Raw genomic sequence first — 17,791 nt, forward strand, 5'->3', positions numbered from 1 at the left:
CCTGCCCTTCACCCATCAACCTCTCTCCCTACCGAAAGCGCGCTCGTGACCACTTTCACCATCGGCGACACCGACTTCCTCCTCGACGGCGAGCCCTACCAGATCCTCTCGGGCGCCATCCACTACTTCCGGGTGCACCCCGACCAGTGGGCCGACCGCATCCACAAGGCCCGCCTCATGGGTCTGAACACCATCGAGACCTACGTCTCGTGGAACACCCACGAGCCGGTGCGCGGCGAATGGGATAGCACGGGCTGGAACGATCTGGGTCGCTTCCTCGATCTCGTCGCGGCCGAGGGGATGCACGCGATCGTGCGCCCCGGCCCCTACATCTGCGCCGAGTGGGCCAACGGCGGGCTGCCGACGTGGCTCACCACCGACACCTCGCTCGGCCTGCGCAGCTCCGAGCCCGGGTTCGTGCGCGAGATCACCCGCTTCCTCGAGAACATCTACGAGATCGTCACGCCCCGCCAGATCGATCGCGGCGGCAACGTCATCCTCGTGCAGATCGAGAACGAGTACGGCGCCTACGGCGCCGACAAGGCCTACCTCGAGGAGCTCGTGCGCGTCACCCGCGCCGCCGGAATCACGGTCCCACTGACGACCGTCGATCAGCCGCAGCCCGACATGCTGCGCAACGGCAGCCTTCCGGGTGTCCTGCACCTGACCGGTTCCTTCGGCTCCCGCGCCAGCGAACGTCTGGCAACCCTCCGCGAATTCCAGCCCACCGGGCCCCTCATGTGCTCGGAGTTCTGGGACGGCTGGTTCGACTGGTGGGGCTCGAACCACCACACCACCTCGCCCGAGGTCGCAGCACAAGATCTCGACGACATGCTCGCCGCCGGCGCCTCGGTGAACTTCTACATGTTCCACGGCGGCACGAACTTCGGCCTCATGAACGGCGCAAACGACAAGGGCCGTTACTCGGCGATCACGACCTCGTACGACTACGACGCCCCGCTGGATGAGGCGGGAAACCCCAACGCCAAGTTCTGGGCGTTCCGTGAGGTCATCGCCAAGTACGCACCGGTGCCAGACGAGGTGCCCGCAGACCCCACCGCCGCCCCGATCCTCGAGGTGCCGCTGGAGGCCACGGGCGACTGGCTCGCGCCGCTGGTCCGCGAGATTCAGACGACCGAGGCTCCCGCGACCTTCGAGCAGCTCGGACAGGACGGGGCGCTCGTCCTGTACGCCGCCGATGCCCCCGCGGGACTGTTCGCGGTGGACGAGGTGCGCGACCTCGCGTGGGCGTCGGTCGACGGCACCCCCGTAGGCCGGATGTCGCGCCGCGAACACGAGCACACGATCGCCCTGCCCTCGGCCGGACGCCTCGAGCTGCTGGTCGAGGACCAGGGGCGCATCAACTATGCGAGCCGCATCGGCGAGCACAAGGGACTCATCGGCGTGCCCACGGTGGATGGAGCGGCGCTCACGGGATGGACTGCCACACCGATCGATGTGACCGCGGTCGCAGCATCCGTGCTCGAAGCAGCCCCGGCGCCCGCTGCCGCCGCTTACTCCGGCACGGTGGGCCTGCGCGCCTCGTTCACACTGGATGCCGCATCCGACCTCTTCCTCGACACCGACGGGTTCGGCAAGGGGTACGCGTTCATCAACGGCTTCTTCTTGGGTCGCTACTGGCAGAACGGTCCGCAGCGCACGCTGTTCGTGCCGGGCCCCGCGACGCGTGCGGGCGAGAACACGGTCGTGATCGTCGAGCTGGAGAACGTGACGATCCCCTCGGTACGCTTCCTCGCGAGCGCTGAGCTCGGCTACCTCGAGGACTGATCCATGCCCACTCCCCCCGACACCGCGCCGTCGAGCACTCTGCCTCCCGTCGTCCACCTGCGACAGGGCGGCACGAGCGTCGTGCTCGATGTGCACAGCGCCGACCAGCCGGTCATCGTCCACTGGGGCGAGGACCTCGGCGAACTGGACGCAGACGAGCTCGCGGGGATCACACGCGGTGCCGTGCCCCAGCGAGTGTCGGGGGGATTGGACGAAACCGGTCGACTCACGATCCTGCCGCAGGCCTCGGGCGGATGGCTCACCTCGCCGGGCCTGGAGGGAGATCGCTCAGGTCGTGACTTCTCGAGCCGCCTGACGTTGCACGATGCGATCATCGACGACGTCTCAGCGCGGTTCTGGCTGCGCGACACCGAGGCGCAGCTGAGCGTCGTCTCCGAGATCATCGTCGGGGCCGGAGGGGCGGTGCGTCAGCGCCACACCCTCACCAACCTCGGCGATGCGCCATACCGACTGCAGTCGCTGCAGCTCGGCTTTCCCGTGCCGTCGAGCGCGCGCGAGCTACTGACCACGACGGGGCACCACCTGCGAGAGCGGTCGCCGCAGCGCAGCGCGTTCACGGTCGGCGGCCACGTTCGCGAGAGTCGCCGCGGCAGGCCCGGGGCGGATGCGACCCTCGTGGTAGTCGCCGGCACCCCCGGCTTCGGCTTCGAACGCGGCCTGGTCCACGGCGTGCATCTGGCGTGGTCGGGCGATCAGCGCATGACCGCCGAGCGCACTCCGACCGGCGACAGCGTGATCTGGGCCGGTGAACTCCTCACCGCCGGCGAGATCACCCTCACCACCGGCGAGTCCTACGCGAGTCCGTGGGCGGTCGGATCGTGGGGCGACGGGCTGGACACGTTCGCCGCCCGCTTCCACGACGAGCTGCGCGCCCGCGCCCAGCACCCACGACGACCCCGCCCGGTCACGCTCAACACCTGGGAGGCCGTCTACTTCGACCACGACCTCCCCACGATCCAGGCGCTCGCCGACCGCGCGGCCCAGGTCGGAGTGGAGCGATTCGTGCTCGACGACGGCTGGTTCCGCGGACGCCGCGGCGAGACCGCGGGCCTCGGCGACTGGTACGTCGACGAGGATGTCTGGCCCGACGGGCTCGCACCGCTCATCGACTACGTCACCGGCCTCGGGATGGAGTTCGGCCTCTGGGTCGAACCTGAGATGGTCAACCCCGACAGCGACCTCGCCCGGCAGCATCCGGACTGGATCTTGCGCGCCCGCGGCGAACTCCCCCGGCCCGGTCGCCAGCAGCAGGTGTTGGACCTGTCGAACCCGGATGCCTACGCCTACCTCTCCGAGCGGCTGAACGCCCTGCTCGACGAATACGACATCGCCTACCTCAAGTGGGACCACAACCGCGATCTGCTCGAACCGGGCGGCGGCGCGGGGGCGGGGTTCCGCGGCCACGCGAATGTGCTGGCGCTGTACCGACTGCTCGACGAACTCAAGGCGAAGCACCCCGGGCTCGAAATCGAGTCCTGCGCCTCCGGCGGTTCGCGCGTCGACCTCGGCATCCTGGAGCACACCGACCGCATCTGGACGAGCGACTGCCTCGACCCGATCGAGCGTCTCGACATCCAGCGCTACACGGGCCTGGTGGTGCCGCCCGAAATGATGGGGGCGCACCTCACGAGCCCCGTGGTGCACTCGACGGGGCGTACGGCCTCGCTCGAGCTGAGCGCCATCACCGCCCTGTTCGGCCACTTCGGGATCGAATGGGACCTCACCCGCGAGGACGACGAGACACTGTCGCGCATCGCCGCGTGGGTGTCGGTGCACAAGGACGCCCGAGAGATGATCGCGACGGGCCGCCGGGTGCACGCCGACCTCGCGGATCCCTCGCTCGACCTGCGCGGCGTGGTCGCGGCGGACGGGTCACGAGCCCTCTTCTCGCTCACCCAGGTGACGACCAGCGCCTTCCACCCGCCGGCGCCGGTCACCCTGCCGGGACTCGACGACGAACGCCGCTACCGCATCGGCCTCATCGCTCCGGACGGCGCCGGCGGCCACCCCGGGCAGTCGACGCTCGCCTGGTCGGAAACGTCGGTGGTCATGTCCGGCCGCACAGCGCGCACGGCGGGGCTTCGCCCCCCGATGCAGTATCCGCAGTCAGCGGCGCTCATCGAAGCCGTCGCGCTGGACTGATCAGGTCGCCGTGGGCGCTGCCGCGCTGCCGCGCTCGACGAGGGGGGCGGCGACCACGTGTCGCCCGCCCGTGCCCGTCTCATCCAACAGCGCTGCGACGGCGGCCTCGCCGAGAGTGTGGAAATCCTGCCGCACCGTCGTGAGCGGAGGGCGATAGTTGGCAGCGTCAGCGACATCGTCGAAGCCGACGACCGAGACATCCTCGGGCACCCGCAACCCGGCATCGGCCAGCGCCCGCAGCGCACCGAGCGCCATCTGGTCGTTGGCGACGAACAGGGCCGTGCCGATCGCTCGGGTCTCGATGAGCAGCCGGGCCGCCTCGTACCCGGATGCGGAACTCCACGATCCGCGCACGGGCTCGCCCCGCTCGACGCCTCGGTCGTCCAACGCCGACCGCCAGCCGCGTTCGCGCTCGGATGCCGCGTACGAGGTCGCGGGGCCCGCGAGGTGTGACACCGTCGCGTGCCCGAGATCCAGCAGATACGCGGTGGCGGCCGTGGCTCCTCCGACGTGATCGGTCTCTACACCTGAGTAACGGTCATCGGGCGGGGAGTCCACGACGGCCAGGCGGAGGCCGACCGGCAGCTCGGCACTGCGAGCGAGCGCGGATGCCTCGTTGATGACAACCACGCCGTCCACACCCTGCTCGCGCAGGCGTTCAAGAGCGGACGCGGCGCCGTCGCGGAGCGTGACGACGGCGACATCGTAGCCGCGGGACGCGGCGGCATCGGTGACGGCTTCGAGCATGAGCGAGTTGCCGACCGTGGCAAGCGTCGATACGACCGCGCCGATCGTTCCGCTGCGACCAGTGCGCAGGGCACGGGCTGCGCGGTGCACACGGTAGCCACACTCGAGCATCGCCGCCTCGACGCGGTCTCGGGTGGCGGGGTCGACCCGAGCGCTCCCGTTCACGACGCGTGAGACGGTCTGCGCCGACACTCCCGCAAGGGCGGCGACATCCGCCATCGAGGCGCGTTTGGCGTTCATAGTTGCCTCACAGGGTCATGGTTCCCCGAGCGGGATCATGTTGACGATAGCATGCAGAATGTCTACGATGTTATCGTGAACATGCGCCAGCTCCCCGTGACCGAACTCGGCGCGGGCGTCGTCCGTCGCGATGACACCCTCGCCGATGGCCGCGACCTCTTCTACTACGACGACCCCGGAACGCAACTCGGCCCCGACCGCGCGATCGACACCCGCGACCTCGGGCCGCGCCCGGCCACAGCGACGATGCGCCAGGACGTGCTGACCGGCGACTGGATCTCCGTGGCCGCCGCCCGCCAGAACCGCGCATTCCTTCCACCCGCCGAACTCGATCCGCTGTCGCCGCAGACGCCCACCAATCCTTCCGAGCTGCCGTCGCGCTACGACGTCGCCGTGTTCGAGAACAAGTCCCCCTCGTTCGGCCCGGCCCTCGCAGCCGCACACGGCGACACCCCGGTCGCCGACGACGCACCCCGCAGCCTCGACGACCTGGATGCTCTGGCTCTCGGTAACACCCGCACCTCGGTCGGGCGCTGCGAGGTCGTCTGTTTCAGCCCCGAACACACCGGCTCGTTCGGGACGCAGACCGCGACTCGCGCCCGCACCGTCATCGAGGCATGGGCCGACCGCACCGCTGCGCTGTCCGCCCTGCCCGGCATCCAGCAGGTCTTCCCCTTCGAAAACCGCGGCGAGGCGATCGGGGTCACCCTCCCCCATCCGCACGGTCAGATCTACTCCTACCCGTATGTCACACCCCGCACCCAGCGTCTGCTCTCGAACATCGAGCGCACCGCGCCCGATCTGATGCAGCGGGTGCTCGACTTCGAGCGCGGCGGCAGCCGCGTCGTGCTCTCGGGCGAGCACTGGACCGCATATGTCCCCTTCGCGGCGCGCTGGCCGATCGAGGTGCACCTCATGCCGCACCGCCACGTCGCAGACTTCGCCGAGACGACCGACGCCGAGCGCGATGAGCTCGCCCCGCTCTACCTGCGGCTGCTCCGTGGCATCGATGCGCTGTACGACACCCCGACGCCCTACATCGCCGCCTGGCACCAAGCCCCCGTGCACGTCGCCCGCGACACCGTGCGCATGCACCTGGAGATCACCTCGCCGCGACGTGCGGCCGACAAGCTGAAGTTCCTCGCAGGATCGGAGGCCGCCATGGGCGCCTGGATCGGGGATGTCCCGCCCGAGGCGGCCGCCGAGCGGATCCGCGCCGCCGTGGCCTCCGCGTACGTCGAGGGGGTACAGGCATGAGCGACACCGCAGCATCCGCGGCATCCGCGGCATCCGCCGATGCGGCGGAACTCTTCGCGGCCGCGTTCGCCGCCGCTCCGTCGGGTCTCTGGTCAGCTCCCGGCCGCGTGAACCTCATCGGCGAGCACACCGACTACAACGACGGCTTCGTGCTCCCCTTCGCCATCGACCATCGCACCCACGCCGCTGTCGCCCTGCGTGCCGACGCCCGCGTGCGCGTCGCGTCGACGTTCGCCGAAGAGACCGTCGAGGTTCCCCTCGTCGAGCTGAACGACCTGTTCCCCTCCCGGCGCGACGAGATCGTCGAGTGGGCTCGCTACCCGCTCGGCATCGCCTGGGCGCTGCTCGCACACGCCGAGGGGATTCCCGCGGGCGCCGACATCGCCATCGCATCCGACGTTCCGGTGGGTGCGGGACTCTCGTCGTCGGCGGCGATCGAGGGCGCCGTGGCGATGGCACTCAACGAGCTGTGGGAGCTCGGGCTCTCACGCCGCGAGCTGGCGATCGCCGGGCGGCGCGCCGAGAACGACGCGGTGGGGGCACCGACGGGAATCATGGATCAGATGGCATCCATGCTGGGCCAGTCCGATGCCGCGACGTTCCTCGACTGCCGCAGCCTGCAGACGCAGTCCGTGCCGCTCGGATTCGCCGCGGCCGGTCTCGAACTGCTCGTGATGGACACCCGCGTCAAACATCAACACTCCACGGGCGGCTACGGCGAGCGTCGGGCCTCGTGCGAACTGGGCGCGGCGACCATGGGGGTCTCCTCGTTGCGCGACCTCGTCGTCGACGACCTCGCCCGCGCCGAGGACATTCTCGACGACGTCACGTTCCGGCGTGTGCGCCACGTCGTCACCGAGAACGAGCGCGTGCTGGACACCGTCGAGGTCCTGCGCGCACGCGGTCCCCTGGCGATCGGAGCCCTGCTCCTGGACTCCCACGCCTCGATGCGCGACGACTTCGAGATCTCGGTCCCGGAGCTCGACACCGCTGTGGCGACATCGATGGCGGCGGGAGCCATCGGCGCCCGCATGACCGGCGGCGGATTCGGCGGCGCGGCGATCGCGCTCGTGCGACACGAGGATGTGACCGCCGTGACGGAGGCGGTGACAGTCGCCTTCGCCGAGGCGGGGTTTGCTCCGCCCCACATCTTCGCGGTGCACCCATCGGCCGGCGCCGGACGCGTCACCTCAGCTCACTGAGTCGACGACGTCCGCCTCGGGGAGCCGCGCGCGCATCACGGCAACGGCCTCCGCGCTGGCGTCGATCAGGATGGCATCACGCCCGAGCGCTGCGGCAACGGCGCCGGTGGTTCCCGAGCCCGCGAACGGATCGACGACGAGATCCCCCACTCGGGTGGATGCCTGCACGATCCGACGCAGGATGCCTTCGGGCTTCTGCGTCGGATATCCGGTCTTCTCCCGCCCGGCAGTGGGCACGATCGTGTGCCACCAGACGTCGGTCGGAAGCTTTCCGCGTTCCGCCTTCTCGGGCGTGACGAGTCCGGGCGCCATGTAGGGCTCGCGGTCGACCTCGGCGGAGTCGAACCAATACCGCGCCGGGTCTTTGACGTAGACGAGGATCGTGTCGTGCTTGGTCGGCCATCGGCGCTTGCTCTTGGCACCGTAGTCGTAAGCCCAGATGATCTCGTTGAGGAAGCACTCCCGGCCGAACAGCGCATCCAGCATCACCTTCGCGTAGTGCGCCTCGCGGTAGTCCAGATGCAGGTAGAGCGTCCCTTCGGGACGCAGCACCCGCCACGCCTCGGCCAGCCGTGGCTCCAGGAATCCCCAGTAGTCGTCGAAGCGGTCGTCGTAGGTGCGCAGATCACCTCTCAGTCGCTCGTAGTCACGCCCGTGGAATCCCCGCCGGGTGTAGGCGCCGGGACGCCGTACCTCCCCCGGTGCGGTCGCGGACTCGATCGCGCGACCCTGCACCCGCCCGGTGTTGAACGGCGGATCGAGGTAGACGAGCATCGCGGACTCGTCCGCCAGAGCACGCAGCACCGGCAGGTTGTCGGAGTGGTGGAGCTGGATCACGGAACGCGCGGTCACGGGACGCGATGCAGCCAGGCGTCGGTGGCGAATTTGGATGCCACGAGCGCTTCAGCCTCGGCGTATTCCTCATCGGTGATACGTCCGGGAGCTGCGCCGTACCGCGCGGCGAAGGTGTCGGAGAGCTTCTGCATGATCGCCTCGCGCGGCAACCCGGTCTGCCGACGCAGCGGGTCGACACGTTTGGCGGCCGAGGTCGTGCCCTTGTCGGAGAGCTTCTCTCGACCGATCCGCAGGACGTCGGTGAGCACCGCGCCGTCCATGTCATAGCTGAGGGTCGCGTGGTGCAGCACACCGCCGTTGGCCAACCGCTTCTGGGCGGCACCGCCGATCTTGCCGTCGGGGCCGGTGATGTCGTTGAGTGGCTGGTACACCGCATCGATCCCGAGGGCCCGCAGCGCTTCGAGCACCCAGTCGTCCAGATAGGCGTACGAGTCGGCGAAGGTCATTCCCGCCACGAGCGCCGCCGGCACATAGAGCGAATACGTGATGATCGCGTCCGCCCCCATGAGCATCGCGCCGCCACCCGAGATCCGGCGCACGACGTCGAAGCCGTGTCTGGCCGCTCCCTCGGGATCGACCTCGTTGCGGTATGACTGGAACGAGCCGATGACCACAGCCGACTCGTTCCACTCCCACAGCCGCAGCGTCGGCGACCGACGCCCGTCGCCGACGCGGGCGGTGAGCACCTCGTCGAGCGCGAGGTTCATGTGCGCGGACACCGGGCGCTCGTGCACGATCTGCCACGAGAAGTCGCGCCATCCGGGCGCCGTGATCAGGGCGCGGCGCACGACGGTGCCCACCGACTCCGGCGTGAACCCCAGCAGCTGCGCCCCCTCGGGAAGCGCCGCGCGAACCGCCGCGGCGATCGTGGCGACATCGGCCTCAGCCGGCAGACCCGTGAGCGCCGCATCGATGTCGGCGAGCGCTTCGTCCGGCTCGAGGAAGAAGTCCCCCGCGAGGTGGACATCGGCGAGCCGCCCCTCTCGGACGTCGAGATCGACGACCACGAGCTTGCCGCCGGGGACTTTGTACTCACCGTGCATGCGACAAGCCTAGGATCACGCGGAGCTCCCCGCTCAGTCCCGTGCGGCGATATGGGCGTCCAGCCACGCGATCAGGTCGGCGCGCACCTCGGCCTGCTGGGCCTCGTTGAAGATCTCGTGCCGAGCTCCGGGATAGACCAGCGTCGTGACATCCGTGAAACCCGACCGGGTGCGGTAGGCCTCGGCCAGCCGGTGCACGCTCCGGGGGCCGCCGACGGTGTCGTCCCGCCCGACCATGAGCAGCGTCGGGATATCGCGACCGAGGTGCTTCCCCGGCCTGCCCATGATCCGCAGTGCGTCCACCGGGCCGAACAGCTTCAGCAGCGGGGTGGAGGTCGTGAGCGGGTCGTCCAGGAACGCGCGCTGCACCTCGGTGTCGGTGCTCAGCCACTCCATGCCGTTGGCATCCGGCCCCTTCCAGGGCGCGTTGAGGTCACCCGAATTGAGCGATCCGGGCCAGCGCAGCGCACTTCCGGTGAGGATGAGCGCATCGATCGCTTCGGGGTGGTCATTCACGATCATCTGCGCCAAGAACGAACCCCATGAGTGGCCGAGGAGAACCAGCGGCAGCCCGGGGTTCTCGGCGCGGATCAGCTCGTCGAGCTGCCAGACGGCTGCGAGTGTCGCCGGCATACCGCCGACGCCCAGTCGCCCGAGCTTTCCCGGATCGCCGTGCTGGCGAACGCCGGTTCGCCCGTGCCCGCGGTGATCATCGGCGTAGACGCGGAACCCCGCCCCGGTGAGCGCGGCGATCACCGATGCGTACCGGCCGGCGTGGTCTCCGACGCCGTGCAGCAGGTGGAGCGCGCCCCGCGCGGTTCCGGATGGCTCGTGGACGTCATAGACGATGGCGACGCCGTGCGCGTCGATGAACTCCGGCATGCAGCGAGCCTACCGAGGCATGGCGCTCCGCAGATATTGCTAGCTATTCTAGCGATATGCACTCTTCCCGCCGGTGGCTCGGACTTGTCTTCATCAGCATCGCGGTCTCGCTGATCATCGTCGACTCGACGATCGTCAACGTCGCGATTCCGTCGATCGTCGAGGACCTCGGCATCACCTCGACGCAGGTCCAGTGGGTGCAGGAGTCGTACACGCTGGTCTTCGCCTCGCTGCTCCTGGTCTTCGGCTCCCTCGCCGACAGGGTCGGCCGGCGACGACTCATGCTCACCGGCGTCGTGATCTTCGCGGCCGCATCGGTGGGAGCAGCACTGGCACCCACGGGCGACGCCCTCATCCTGGCCCGGCTGATCCAGGGCATCGGTGGGGCGATGATCTTGCCGACCACACTGTCTCTCATCAACGCGGGCTTCCGTGGGCGCGAGCGAGGGATCGCCTTCGCCGTGTGGGGCTCGACGATCGGCGGGATGGCCGCCGTCGGCCCGCTCTTGGGTGGATGGCTGACCACCGACTTCTCGTGGCGCTGGGCGTTCGGCATCAACATCCCCCTGGGCATCGTGATCGTGATCGGCGTGCTGCTCACGATCACCGAGTCACGGGATCGCGGAGCCGGCCGGGTCGACTATGTCGGCGGGATGCTGTCCTTCGTCACTTTCGGAGCATTGGTGTTCGGCCTGATCGAAGGCCGAACGCTCGGGTGGTGGAGTGTCGACGGTGACTTCACCATCGGCGGATGGACGTGGCCGTGGCAGGTATCGCCGGTGCCGATCGCTTTCGGCGTCGCCGTCGTGACCGCCGGCGCTTTCATCACCTGGTGCCTGCGCCGCGAGCGCGTCGGCAAGCCGGCATTGATCACCCTGGGGCTGTTCCGGATTCCGACCTTCCGGTACGGGAACATCGCGGCGCTCATCGTCTCGCTCGGCGAGTTCGGGCTCATCTTGTCCCTGCCGCTGTGGCTGCAGTTCGTCCTCGGGCTCGACGCTCTTCACACCGGTTTCGTCCTTCTCGCGCTGGCGGTCGGCTCGTTCGTGGCGAGCGGCGCCGCGGGAGCGTCCACCGGAAGAGTCCGAGCGGTGAGCGTTGTCAGGATCGGCATCATCGCCGAGATCGTCGGCGTGGTCGCTGTCGGGCTCGCGATCGCCCCCGACGCCGCCTGGGGCTGGGTTCTCCCCGGCTTGTTCGTCTACGGGTTCGGCGTGGGCCTTGCCACCGCGCAGCTGACGGGTGTGATCCTCGCCGATGTGCCCGTCGCCCAGAGCGGTCAGGGATCGGGAACGCAGTCGACCTCGCGTCAGGTCGGCGCAGCGCTCGGCATCGCGATCCTGGGAACCGTCCTGTTCACGAGCACGGCCGGCGTGCTCACCTCCGCGCTCGATGCCCGCGGACTGCCCGCAAACGAGGTCGATCAGGTCGTGTCGACCGTGGTCGACAGCGCGGGAGCCGCGATCGAGGAACTCGCGGCGTCTTCCACCACCGCGGCGCTCGCAGACGACGCCAAGACGGCGTTCTCGGACGGCACGAGGTGGTCGGCCTTCACCGCCGCCGGATTCCTCGCGGTCGGGCTGGCGGCGACCTTCGCCATTCCCTCCCGCCGCCACGACGACGCGCGCGTCGCCGCGGGCGAGACCGGGTCAGATATCAGCTGACGGGGGCAGCGGTGACGGCGTCTGTCGAGTCACCGACGACGCCGCGTGGTCGGCGAGCACCGCGGCGGGGTCGATCGTCACGATCTTCGCCGTCGTCGCATCCTCACCCAGCGCCCGCGTCGCGTGGCGACGGAAGACGAAGGTGATCAGCGCCGCGGCGAAGCACCCTGCGGCGATGACCATGAGGGTCGGGAACAGCCCCCAGTCGTCCTGCATGATCGGGAAGAAGAACGTGCCGAACGCCGCCCCGAACTTGCCCGCGGCGGCGGCGAATCCCGCACCCGCGCCGCGGTTCTCGGTGCGAAACGCGACGGCAGGCAGCGCGAAGGTGGTCGAATTGGGGCCCGCGTTCATGAAGAGGTTGAACGCGGCGAACGCCGTGAACAAGATCACCAGCGTCCAGGGGTTGGCATCCGACATGAAGTCAGTGGCACCCAACACGATCAGTCCCACCCCCATCACGACGAAGCCGACGGTCTGCATGAAGATCAGCCCCAGCTTGCGCACCAGCAGGATGGCAGCGGCGAAGCCCACAATGAGGAAGATGTCCAAGAAAGCGGCGCCCTCGGTCGAGGTGATGTCGTCCGCGATGTAGTTGCTGTTGGCGGCGTTGCCGAGCGCCAGTGCCGCGAGGATCGTCGGGGTGAACACGCCGATCCCGTAGGTCGCGATGTCCATGAAGAACCAGGGCACCGACGTGAGGATCGTCGCACCCCGCACATCCTTCGAGAAGATCTCCTTTTTCTCCACGACGGTCGTCGTACCGGCGCTCCCGGGCGACGTCATTCCCGCCACGGCTTCCTCGGCCGTGACCTCTCGGACCTCATCCACGGTCAGGCGGCGACCCGTGAATTTCTGGAGGGCGTCGACCGCTTCGTCATAGCGCCTCATCGAGGCCAGCCACATCGGGCTCTCGGGGACGTTGCGGCGCATCAGCACGATGATCACCGCGGGAATGACACCGAAGGCCAGCATCCACCGCCAGGCGTTCGGATCGGGGTGCGCCGACAGCACGACCAGCCCCACCAGAGCGCCGAGCAGCTGGCCGACCGCCTGGAAGCTGAAGGCTCCGATCAGCAACCGCGAGCGCGAGCGGGTGGGCGAGATCTCGGCCACGTACGTGGATGCGATCGGATAGTCGGCCCCGACGCCCACACCCAAGAGGAAGCGGAACGCGATGAGCCACCAGATGTCGGGAGCAAACGCCGAGGCCAGCGCGAAGACGACGAACATCGCGAGGTCGATCTTGAAGGCGAGACTGCGCCCGATCTTGTCGGCGAGACGCCCCATCAGCGAAGCGCCGACGATCGCGCCCACGACGGCGGCGCTGGAGACGAGTCCGGTCTCGAGCGGTGAGATGTTCCACTGGACGACGATCAGGGGCAGCGCGACGCCCAGGATGAAGAAGTCGAAGCCGTCGAGCATGATGCCCAGGGCCGACAGCCACCACACCTTCTTGTGCGTCGATCCGAACTTCAGGGTGTTCAGATGCTGCGCCATCGCTGTTGCGGACATGCGGCCATGATGACGCGCGCACCCACACTCCGGTTGACACATTGGTGAACGAGCCGTGAATGTGACCGGAGGGCTCCCGCGCGGCCGCGGGGCGATACTGGAACGGTGAGTTCCACCTTCCGATCCCTGTCGATCTTCAACTACAGGGTCTGGTTCATCGGCGCTCTCGTCTCGAACATCGGCACCTGGATGCAGGCGACGGCCCAGAACTGGGTTGTGCTGACCGAGCTCACCGAGGGGGATGCCGCGGCCGTCGGCATCACGATGGCGCTGCAGTTCGCACCGCCGCTCGTGCTGGTGGGGGTGACCGGATGGGTCACCGACCGCTTCGACAGACGCACGCTGCTGTTTCTGACCCAGACCGGGCAGCTCGCGCTGGCCGTGGGCATCGGCGCACTCCTGGTCACCGGGCAGATGACGCTTCCTCTGATGTATGCGTTCGCGCTCACGCTGGGGCTGGTCGCCGCATTCGACAATCCCGCGCGCCAGTCTTTCGTGTCCGACCTGGTCGATCGCGAGCACACGAGCAACGCCGTCGCTTTGAATTCGGCATCGTTCAACGCCGCCCGCATGATCGGGCCCGCGGTCGCGGGTCTTCTGGCCGTCGCGATCGGCACCGGGTGGGTCTTCCTCGTCAACGGTGTGACCTTCCTCGCGATGATCGTCGCGCTCGCCGTGATGCGCCCCGGTGAGCTCACGCCCCGCGCGTCCATGGCCGGGCGGTCGCGGCTCGCTGACGGTTTCCGCTACGTGCGCACCCGCCCCGACCTCGTCATCGTGTTCACCGTGGTGTTCCTCCTCGGCGCCTTCGGCATGAACTTCCCGATCTTCGCCTCGACGATGGCGCTCGAATTCGGCACCGGCGCCGACGGGTTCGGTGTGCTGAGCTCCGTCCTCGCGATCGGCTCGCTCACCGGCGCGCTCCTCGCCGCTCGTCGCGACCGCGCGCGCGTGCGGGTGATCATCGCGGGGACGCTGCTGTTCGCGATCGCCGCGACGATCTCCTCCCTCATGCCGCTGTACTGGCTCTACGCCGTCACGCTCATGTTCACGGGTTTTGCCGTCGTGACGGTGCTGTCCACCGCGAACGGGTACGTGCAGACCACGACGGAGCCGGCCGTTCGGGGCCGCGTGCTCGCGATCTACGTCGCGATCCTCATGGGCGGCACGCCGATCGGCGCGCCGATCATCGGGTGGGTGGCCGCCGAGCTCGGCCCACGCGCCGCCATCCAGGTCGGGGCGATCGCCGCATTCGTGGCTTCGGCCATCGCGATCGTGTGGCTCGTGGCATCGGGGCGCCTGCGGCGCACCCCGGATGCACGCTTCCGCCTCGCCCTGGACGAGACGCGCCCGCTCTCCACGGTGCGCCCCGCCCCGGATACGCCCGAGCCCTGAGCCGGATGTCCCACTTTTTGCCGCGGCATGTCGCCTGACCCTCAGACCTTGCGGACGGTCGTGGTCACCGCCGTCGGGTTGGCGAACAGGTCGAGCACGGGGCAGTGCGCGTCGACGACGTCACGCAGACGCTCGTAGTCGCTCTCGGCGGCGCTGCCGCTGAGTGAGATCTGCACGCGCACCTCGCTGAAGCCGGCGCGCACGGATTCGTCCTTGCCGAACAGTCGGGCGGCATCGAGATCTCCCTCGACCGCGACATCGATGTCGTCGAACGGGATGTCGAGGGCATGGGCGTAAAGGCGGAACACGACCACCTGACAGGCGGCGATCGCGCCCAGCGCGTACTCCACCGGGCTGGCGGCCTCGTCATCCCCGGCGAGCGCGGTCGGCTCATCGACGACGAATTCGTGGTTTCCCGCGCGGATCCGGGTCGCGACGGACCCCTCCCCGATGCCGCGGACGCGATAGGTGAGGTGTGCGGCGGTACGGTCGGCGTCGATGCGGCTGTTCCACGCGGATGCCGCGGCATCCAGGCGTGAGGCGCGCTCCGCGCCCTCGATGGTGCGGAGCTCCGCACCGAGGGCCGTGGCGGTGGGGACGACAGTGGGGACGGCGGTCGAGGCAGTGGTGGAAGCAGTGGTGGAAGCAGTCGTGAGGGTGTCAGTCATGCCGCGACCGTAGTCACGCGACCGGGCACAGCGCACGCTCGCCCGTCACTCCCGGACACTCGACGTCATGGTGGGTCACGCAGCGTCACGCCACGGTCATCGAGCGTCGCGGGAGGTCACGCACCGTCACGGGCCGTCATGCACCGTGGGCGTCGCCACCCCGGCGGCCGGCAGCACGACGTCATCGATCAGTGACAGCAGGAACGCACGGTCGACAGGCTTGCGCTCGGCGAGGGTACGGAAAGCCGTCATCGCGGGCGCGAGTGCGGCGAGCTTGTCGACGTCGGCATCCTGGCGGATCTCGCCACGCTCCTTCGCGCGCTGCAGCAGCGCACGGTTGATCGTGATGCGCGGCGCGAGGATCGCCGAATAGACGGCCTGGGCCAGCTCGGGCTCGCGCGACATGAGCGAGATCACCCCGCCCATGACCCGCATCTTGCGTTCCGCCTCGGGAAGCTCAGGTGCTCGCACGAGTGCCACCAGGTCGCCGCGCAGCGACCCGGTGTCGGGAAGATTCTCCAGGTCGATGTCGCGCATCTTCATGCAGGCGACCGCGTCGATCACGAGATCGGCCTTCGACGGCCAGCGTCGGTAGACGGTCGCCTTGCCGGCACCCGCGTGCGCGGCGACCATGTCGATGGTCATGCCGTCGTAGCCGTGCTCGGCGAGGACTTCGAGCGTGGCCTCCAGGATGTCGGCATCGCGCGATGCGTCGCGCGGACGTCCCAGGCGCGCGGGAGCGACCGCGTCCGGCGACGGTGCCTCGACTGTCATGCTCTTCTCCTCACGCGGGTGCGTGACATCTATCGTACTTCAGAAACCGTTCATTTCCGATACTCCTCGGTTTCGTATACTCTGGCGCTGTGACGACATCCGCAGACACCTCCCCTGCCCTCTCCACCCGCCGCTGGTGGACCCTGGGCACCGTGGCCATCGCGCAGCTGATGGTCGTGCTCGACGCCACCGTCGTGAACATCGCGCTCCCCGCGGCACAGGCAGACCTCGGCTTCTCCGACGGCGACCGCCAGTGGGTCGTCACCGCCTACTCACTCGCCTTCGGCAGCCTGCTGCTGTTGGGAGGACGACTGTCCGACCTCATCGGCCGCAAGCTCGCCTTCCTCATCGGACTGATCGGCTTCGCAGCGGCGTCCCTCATGGGAGGTCTCGCGCCCTCGTTCGAGATGCTCGTCGCCGCCCGCGCACTCCAGGGCGTGTTCGCCGCGCTGCTCGCACCCACTGCGCTGGCGGTGCTGACGACCACCTTCACGATTCCGCGAGAGCGCTCACGCGCGTTCGGCGTCTTCGGCGCGATCGCCGGCGCCGGCGGCGCGGTCGGTCTCCTCCTGGGCGGCTACCTCACCGAGCAGTTCGACTGGCGCTGGAACCTCACGATCAACGTCTTCTTCGCTGCCGCGGCCTTCGTCCTTGCGCTGCTCTTCGTCCCCTCGATCAGCCGGACCGGTCCTCGCCCGCAGCTTGACATCCCGGGCACACTCCTCGCTTCGGCAGGACTCTTCGGTCTCGTGTTCGGCTTCTCCCGCGCCGAGACCGACGGGTGGGACTCCCCCTGGGCCTGGGGCTCGCTCGTGGCCGCCGGTGCCCTCCTGGTCGCGTTCGTCTTCTGGCAGCACGCCGCCAGGCACCCCCTCCTGCCGCTTCCCGTCGTGGTCGATCGCAACCGCGGAGCGGCGTTCATCTCCGTGCTCATCACCGGCGCCGGCATGTTCGGGGTGTTCCTGTTCGTGACGTACTACTTCCAGCTGACGCTCGGCTATTCGCCGATGGAGACCGGCGTCGGCTTCCTCCCGATGATCGTGATGCTCGTGATCGCGGCCCAGCTGAGCACCAACGTGCTGCTTCCCAGGTTGGGCCCGAAGATCCTCGTGCCGGCTGGCATGCTCCTGGCAGCGACCGCCATGGTGCTGTTCACCCGACTGGATGCCGACAGCACGTATCTTCAGGCGCTCGCCCCGCTGCTCACACTGGGGCTCGGCATGGGGACGATCATGCCGGCATCCATCCAGACCGCGACGCTGGGCATCGACCGTCGCTACGCCGGGGTGTCTTCCGCGATGGTCAACACGAGCCAGCAGGTCGGCGGCTCGATCGGCACGGCACTGCTGAACACGCTCGCAGCGACCGCACTGACCGACTACATCGCCGGTCACCAGCCCGCGACCGATGCGGTCGCCGCCGAGGCCGCCGTGCACAGCTACACCGTCGCGTACTGGTGGAGCGCAGCGTTCTTCGCCGGGGGCGCCGTCATCGCCGCATTGTTGTTCCGTCGCAAGCGGTTCTCAGTCGCGAGCGCGCTGCACGCGGCATCCGCCGACGCCGAGCCGGTGGTGGCGCACTGATCCTCATCCGCGCGT

General features: G+C 68.9%; 14 protein-coding genes. 7 read left to right on the top strand and 7 right to left on the bottom strand.

The genetic code is table 11. From position 1 onward, the window contains the following. Window positions 1-45 precede the first annotated feature (45 nt). Window positions 46-1,788, top strand: coding sequence for a glycoside hydrolase family 35 protein (locus ABD206_RS09245; RefSeq protein WP_344071777.1), 1,743 nt, complete (start codon window positions 46-48; stop codon window positions 1,786-1,788). A gap of 3 nt (window positions 1,789-1,791) precedes the next feature. Further along, window positions 1,792-3,951, top strand: a complete 2,160-nt coding sequence (locus ABD206_RS09250) for an alpha-galactosidase (RefSeq protein ID WP_344071779.1) — start codon at window positions 1,792-1,794, stop codon at window positions 3,949-3,951. On the opposite strand, the gene ABD206_RS09255 is transcribed toward ABD206_RS09250, so the two are convergent. Beyond that, window positions 3,952-4,938: a LacI family DNA-binding transcriptional regulator gene (locus ABD206_RS09255; RefSeq protein WP_344071782.1), complete on the bottom strand. Its 987-nt coding sequence runs from the start codon at window positions 4,936-4,938 to the stop codon at window positions 3,952-3,954. It lies immediately after the preceding gene. 81 nt (window positions 4,939-5,019) lie between these two features. On the opposite strand from ABD206_RS09255, the gene galT reads away from it, so the two are divergent. Beyond that, complete coding sequence (galT, locus tag ABD206_RS09260) at window positions 5,020-6,195, top strand: galactose-1-phosphate uridylyltransferase (RefSeq protein ID WP_344073522.1); 1,176 nt, start codon at window positions 5,020-5,022, stop codon at window positions 6,193-6,195. After that, window positions 6,192-7,397, top strand: a complete 1,206-nt coding sequence (gene galK, locus ABD206_RS09265) for a galactokinase (RefSeq protein ID WP_344071784.1) — start codon at window positions 6,192-6,194, stop codon at window positions 7,395-7,397. Before galT ends, galK begins: the two co-directional genes overlap by 4 nt. On the opposite strand, the gene ABD206_RS09270 is transcribed toward galK, so the two are convergent. From ABD206_RS09270 to ABD206_RS09280, 3 genes are all read right to left on the bottom strand, one after another. Continuing rightward, window positions 7,386-8,171, bottom strand: a complete 786-nt coding sequence (locus ABD206_RS09270) for a DNA-methyltransferase (RefSeq protein ID WP_344073524.1) — start codon at window positions 8,169-8,171, stop codon at window positions 7,386-7,388. The genes galK and ABD206_RS09270 overlap by 12 nt on opposite strands. A gap of 74 nt (window positions 8,172-8,245) precedes the next feature. Beyond that, window positions 8,246-9,295 (bottom strand): lipoate-protein ligase LplAB, encoded by a 1,050-nt coding sequence (lplAB, locus tag ABD206_RS09275; RefSeq protein WP_344071786.1) that lies wholly within the window; start codon window positions 9,293-9,295, stop codon window positions 8,246-8,248. Between the two features lie 33 nt (window positions 9,296-9,328). Beyond that, window positions 9,329-10,177: an alpha/beta fold hydrolase gene (locus ABD206_RS09280; RefSeq protein WP_344071788.1), complete on the bottom strand. Its 849-nt coding sequence runs from the start codon at window positions 10,175-10,177 to the stop codon at window positions 9,329-9,331. Window positions 10,178-10,233: 56 nt separating this feature from the next. On the opposite strand from ABD206_RS09280, the gene ABD206_RS09285 reads away from it, so the two are divergent. Further along, window positions 10,234-11,841, top strand: a complete 1,608-nt coding sequence (locus ABD206_RS09285; RefSeq protein WP_344071790.1) for a DHA2 family efflux MFS transporter permease subunit — start codon at window positions 10,234-10,236, stop codon at window positions 11,839-11,841. Here ABD206_RS09285 and ABD206_RS09290 read toward each other — a convergent pair. Next, entirely contained in the window at window positions 11,827-13,356 is a 1,530-nt protein-coding gene (locus ABD206_RS09290; RefSeq protein ID WP_344071792.1) for an MFS transporter, read from the bottom strand. The two genes, ABD206_RS09285 and ABD206_RS09290, sit on opposite strands and share 15 nt — an antisense overlap. Before the next feature lie 105 nt (window positions 13,357-13,461). Between ABD206_RS09290 and ABD206_RS09295 the strand changes: the two genes are divergently transcribed. Then, a complete protein-coding gene (locus ABD206_RS09295) occupies window positions 13,462-14,751 on the top strand; it encodes an MFS transporter (protein WP_344071794.1) in 1,290 nt (429 codons plus the stop codon). Window positions 14,752-14,792: 41 nt separating this feature from the next. Here the strand turns inward: ABD206_RS09295 and ABD206_RS09300 are convergent, their stop codons facing one another. After that, the gene (locus ABD206_RS09300) at window positions 14,793-15,419 is read right to left on the bottom strand and encodes an OsmC family protein (protein WP_344071796.1); all 627 of its coding nucleotides are present in this window, start codon (window positions 15,417-15,419) and stop codon (window positions 14,793-14,795) included. Between the two features lie 126 nt (window positions 15,420-15,545). Beyond that, window positions 15,546-16,193 (bottom strand): TetR/AcrR family transcriptional regulator, encoded by a 648-nt coding sequence (locus ABD206_RS09305; RefSeq protein WP_344071798.1) that lies wholly within the window; start codon window positions 16,191-16,193, stop codon window positions 15,546-15,548. A gap of 89 nt (window positions 16,194-16,282) precedes the next feature. Here ABD206_RS09305 and ABD206_RS09310 point away from each other — a divergent pair, with 89 nt between their 5' ends. Then, entirely contained in the window at window positions 16,283-17,776 is a 1,494-nt protein-coding gene (locus ABD206_RS09310; protein WP_344071800.1) for an MFS transporter, read from the top strand. The last annotated feature ends 15 nt before the right edge of the window (window positions 17,777-17,791 follow it).

It is taken from the genome of Microbacterium sediminicola, assembly GCF_039531125.1.
Taxonomy (GTDB): domain Bacteria; phylum Actinomycetota; class Actinomycetes; order Actinomycetales; family Microbacteriaceae; genus Microbacterium; species Microbacterium sediminicola.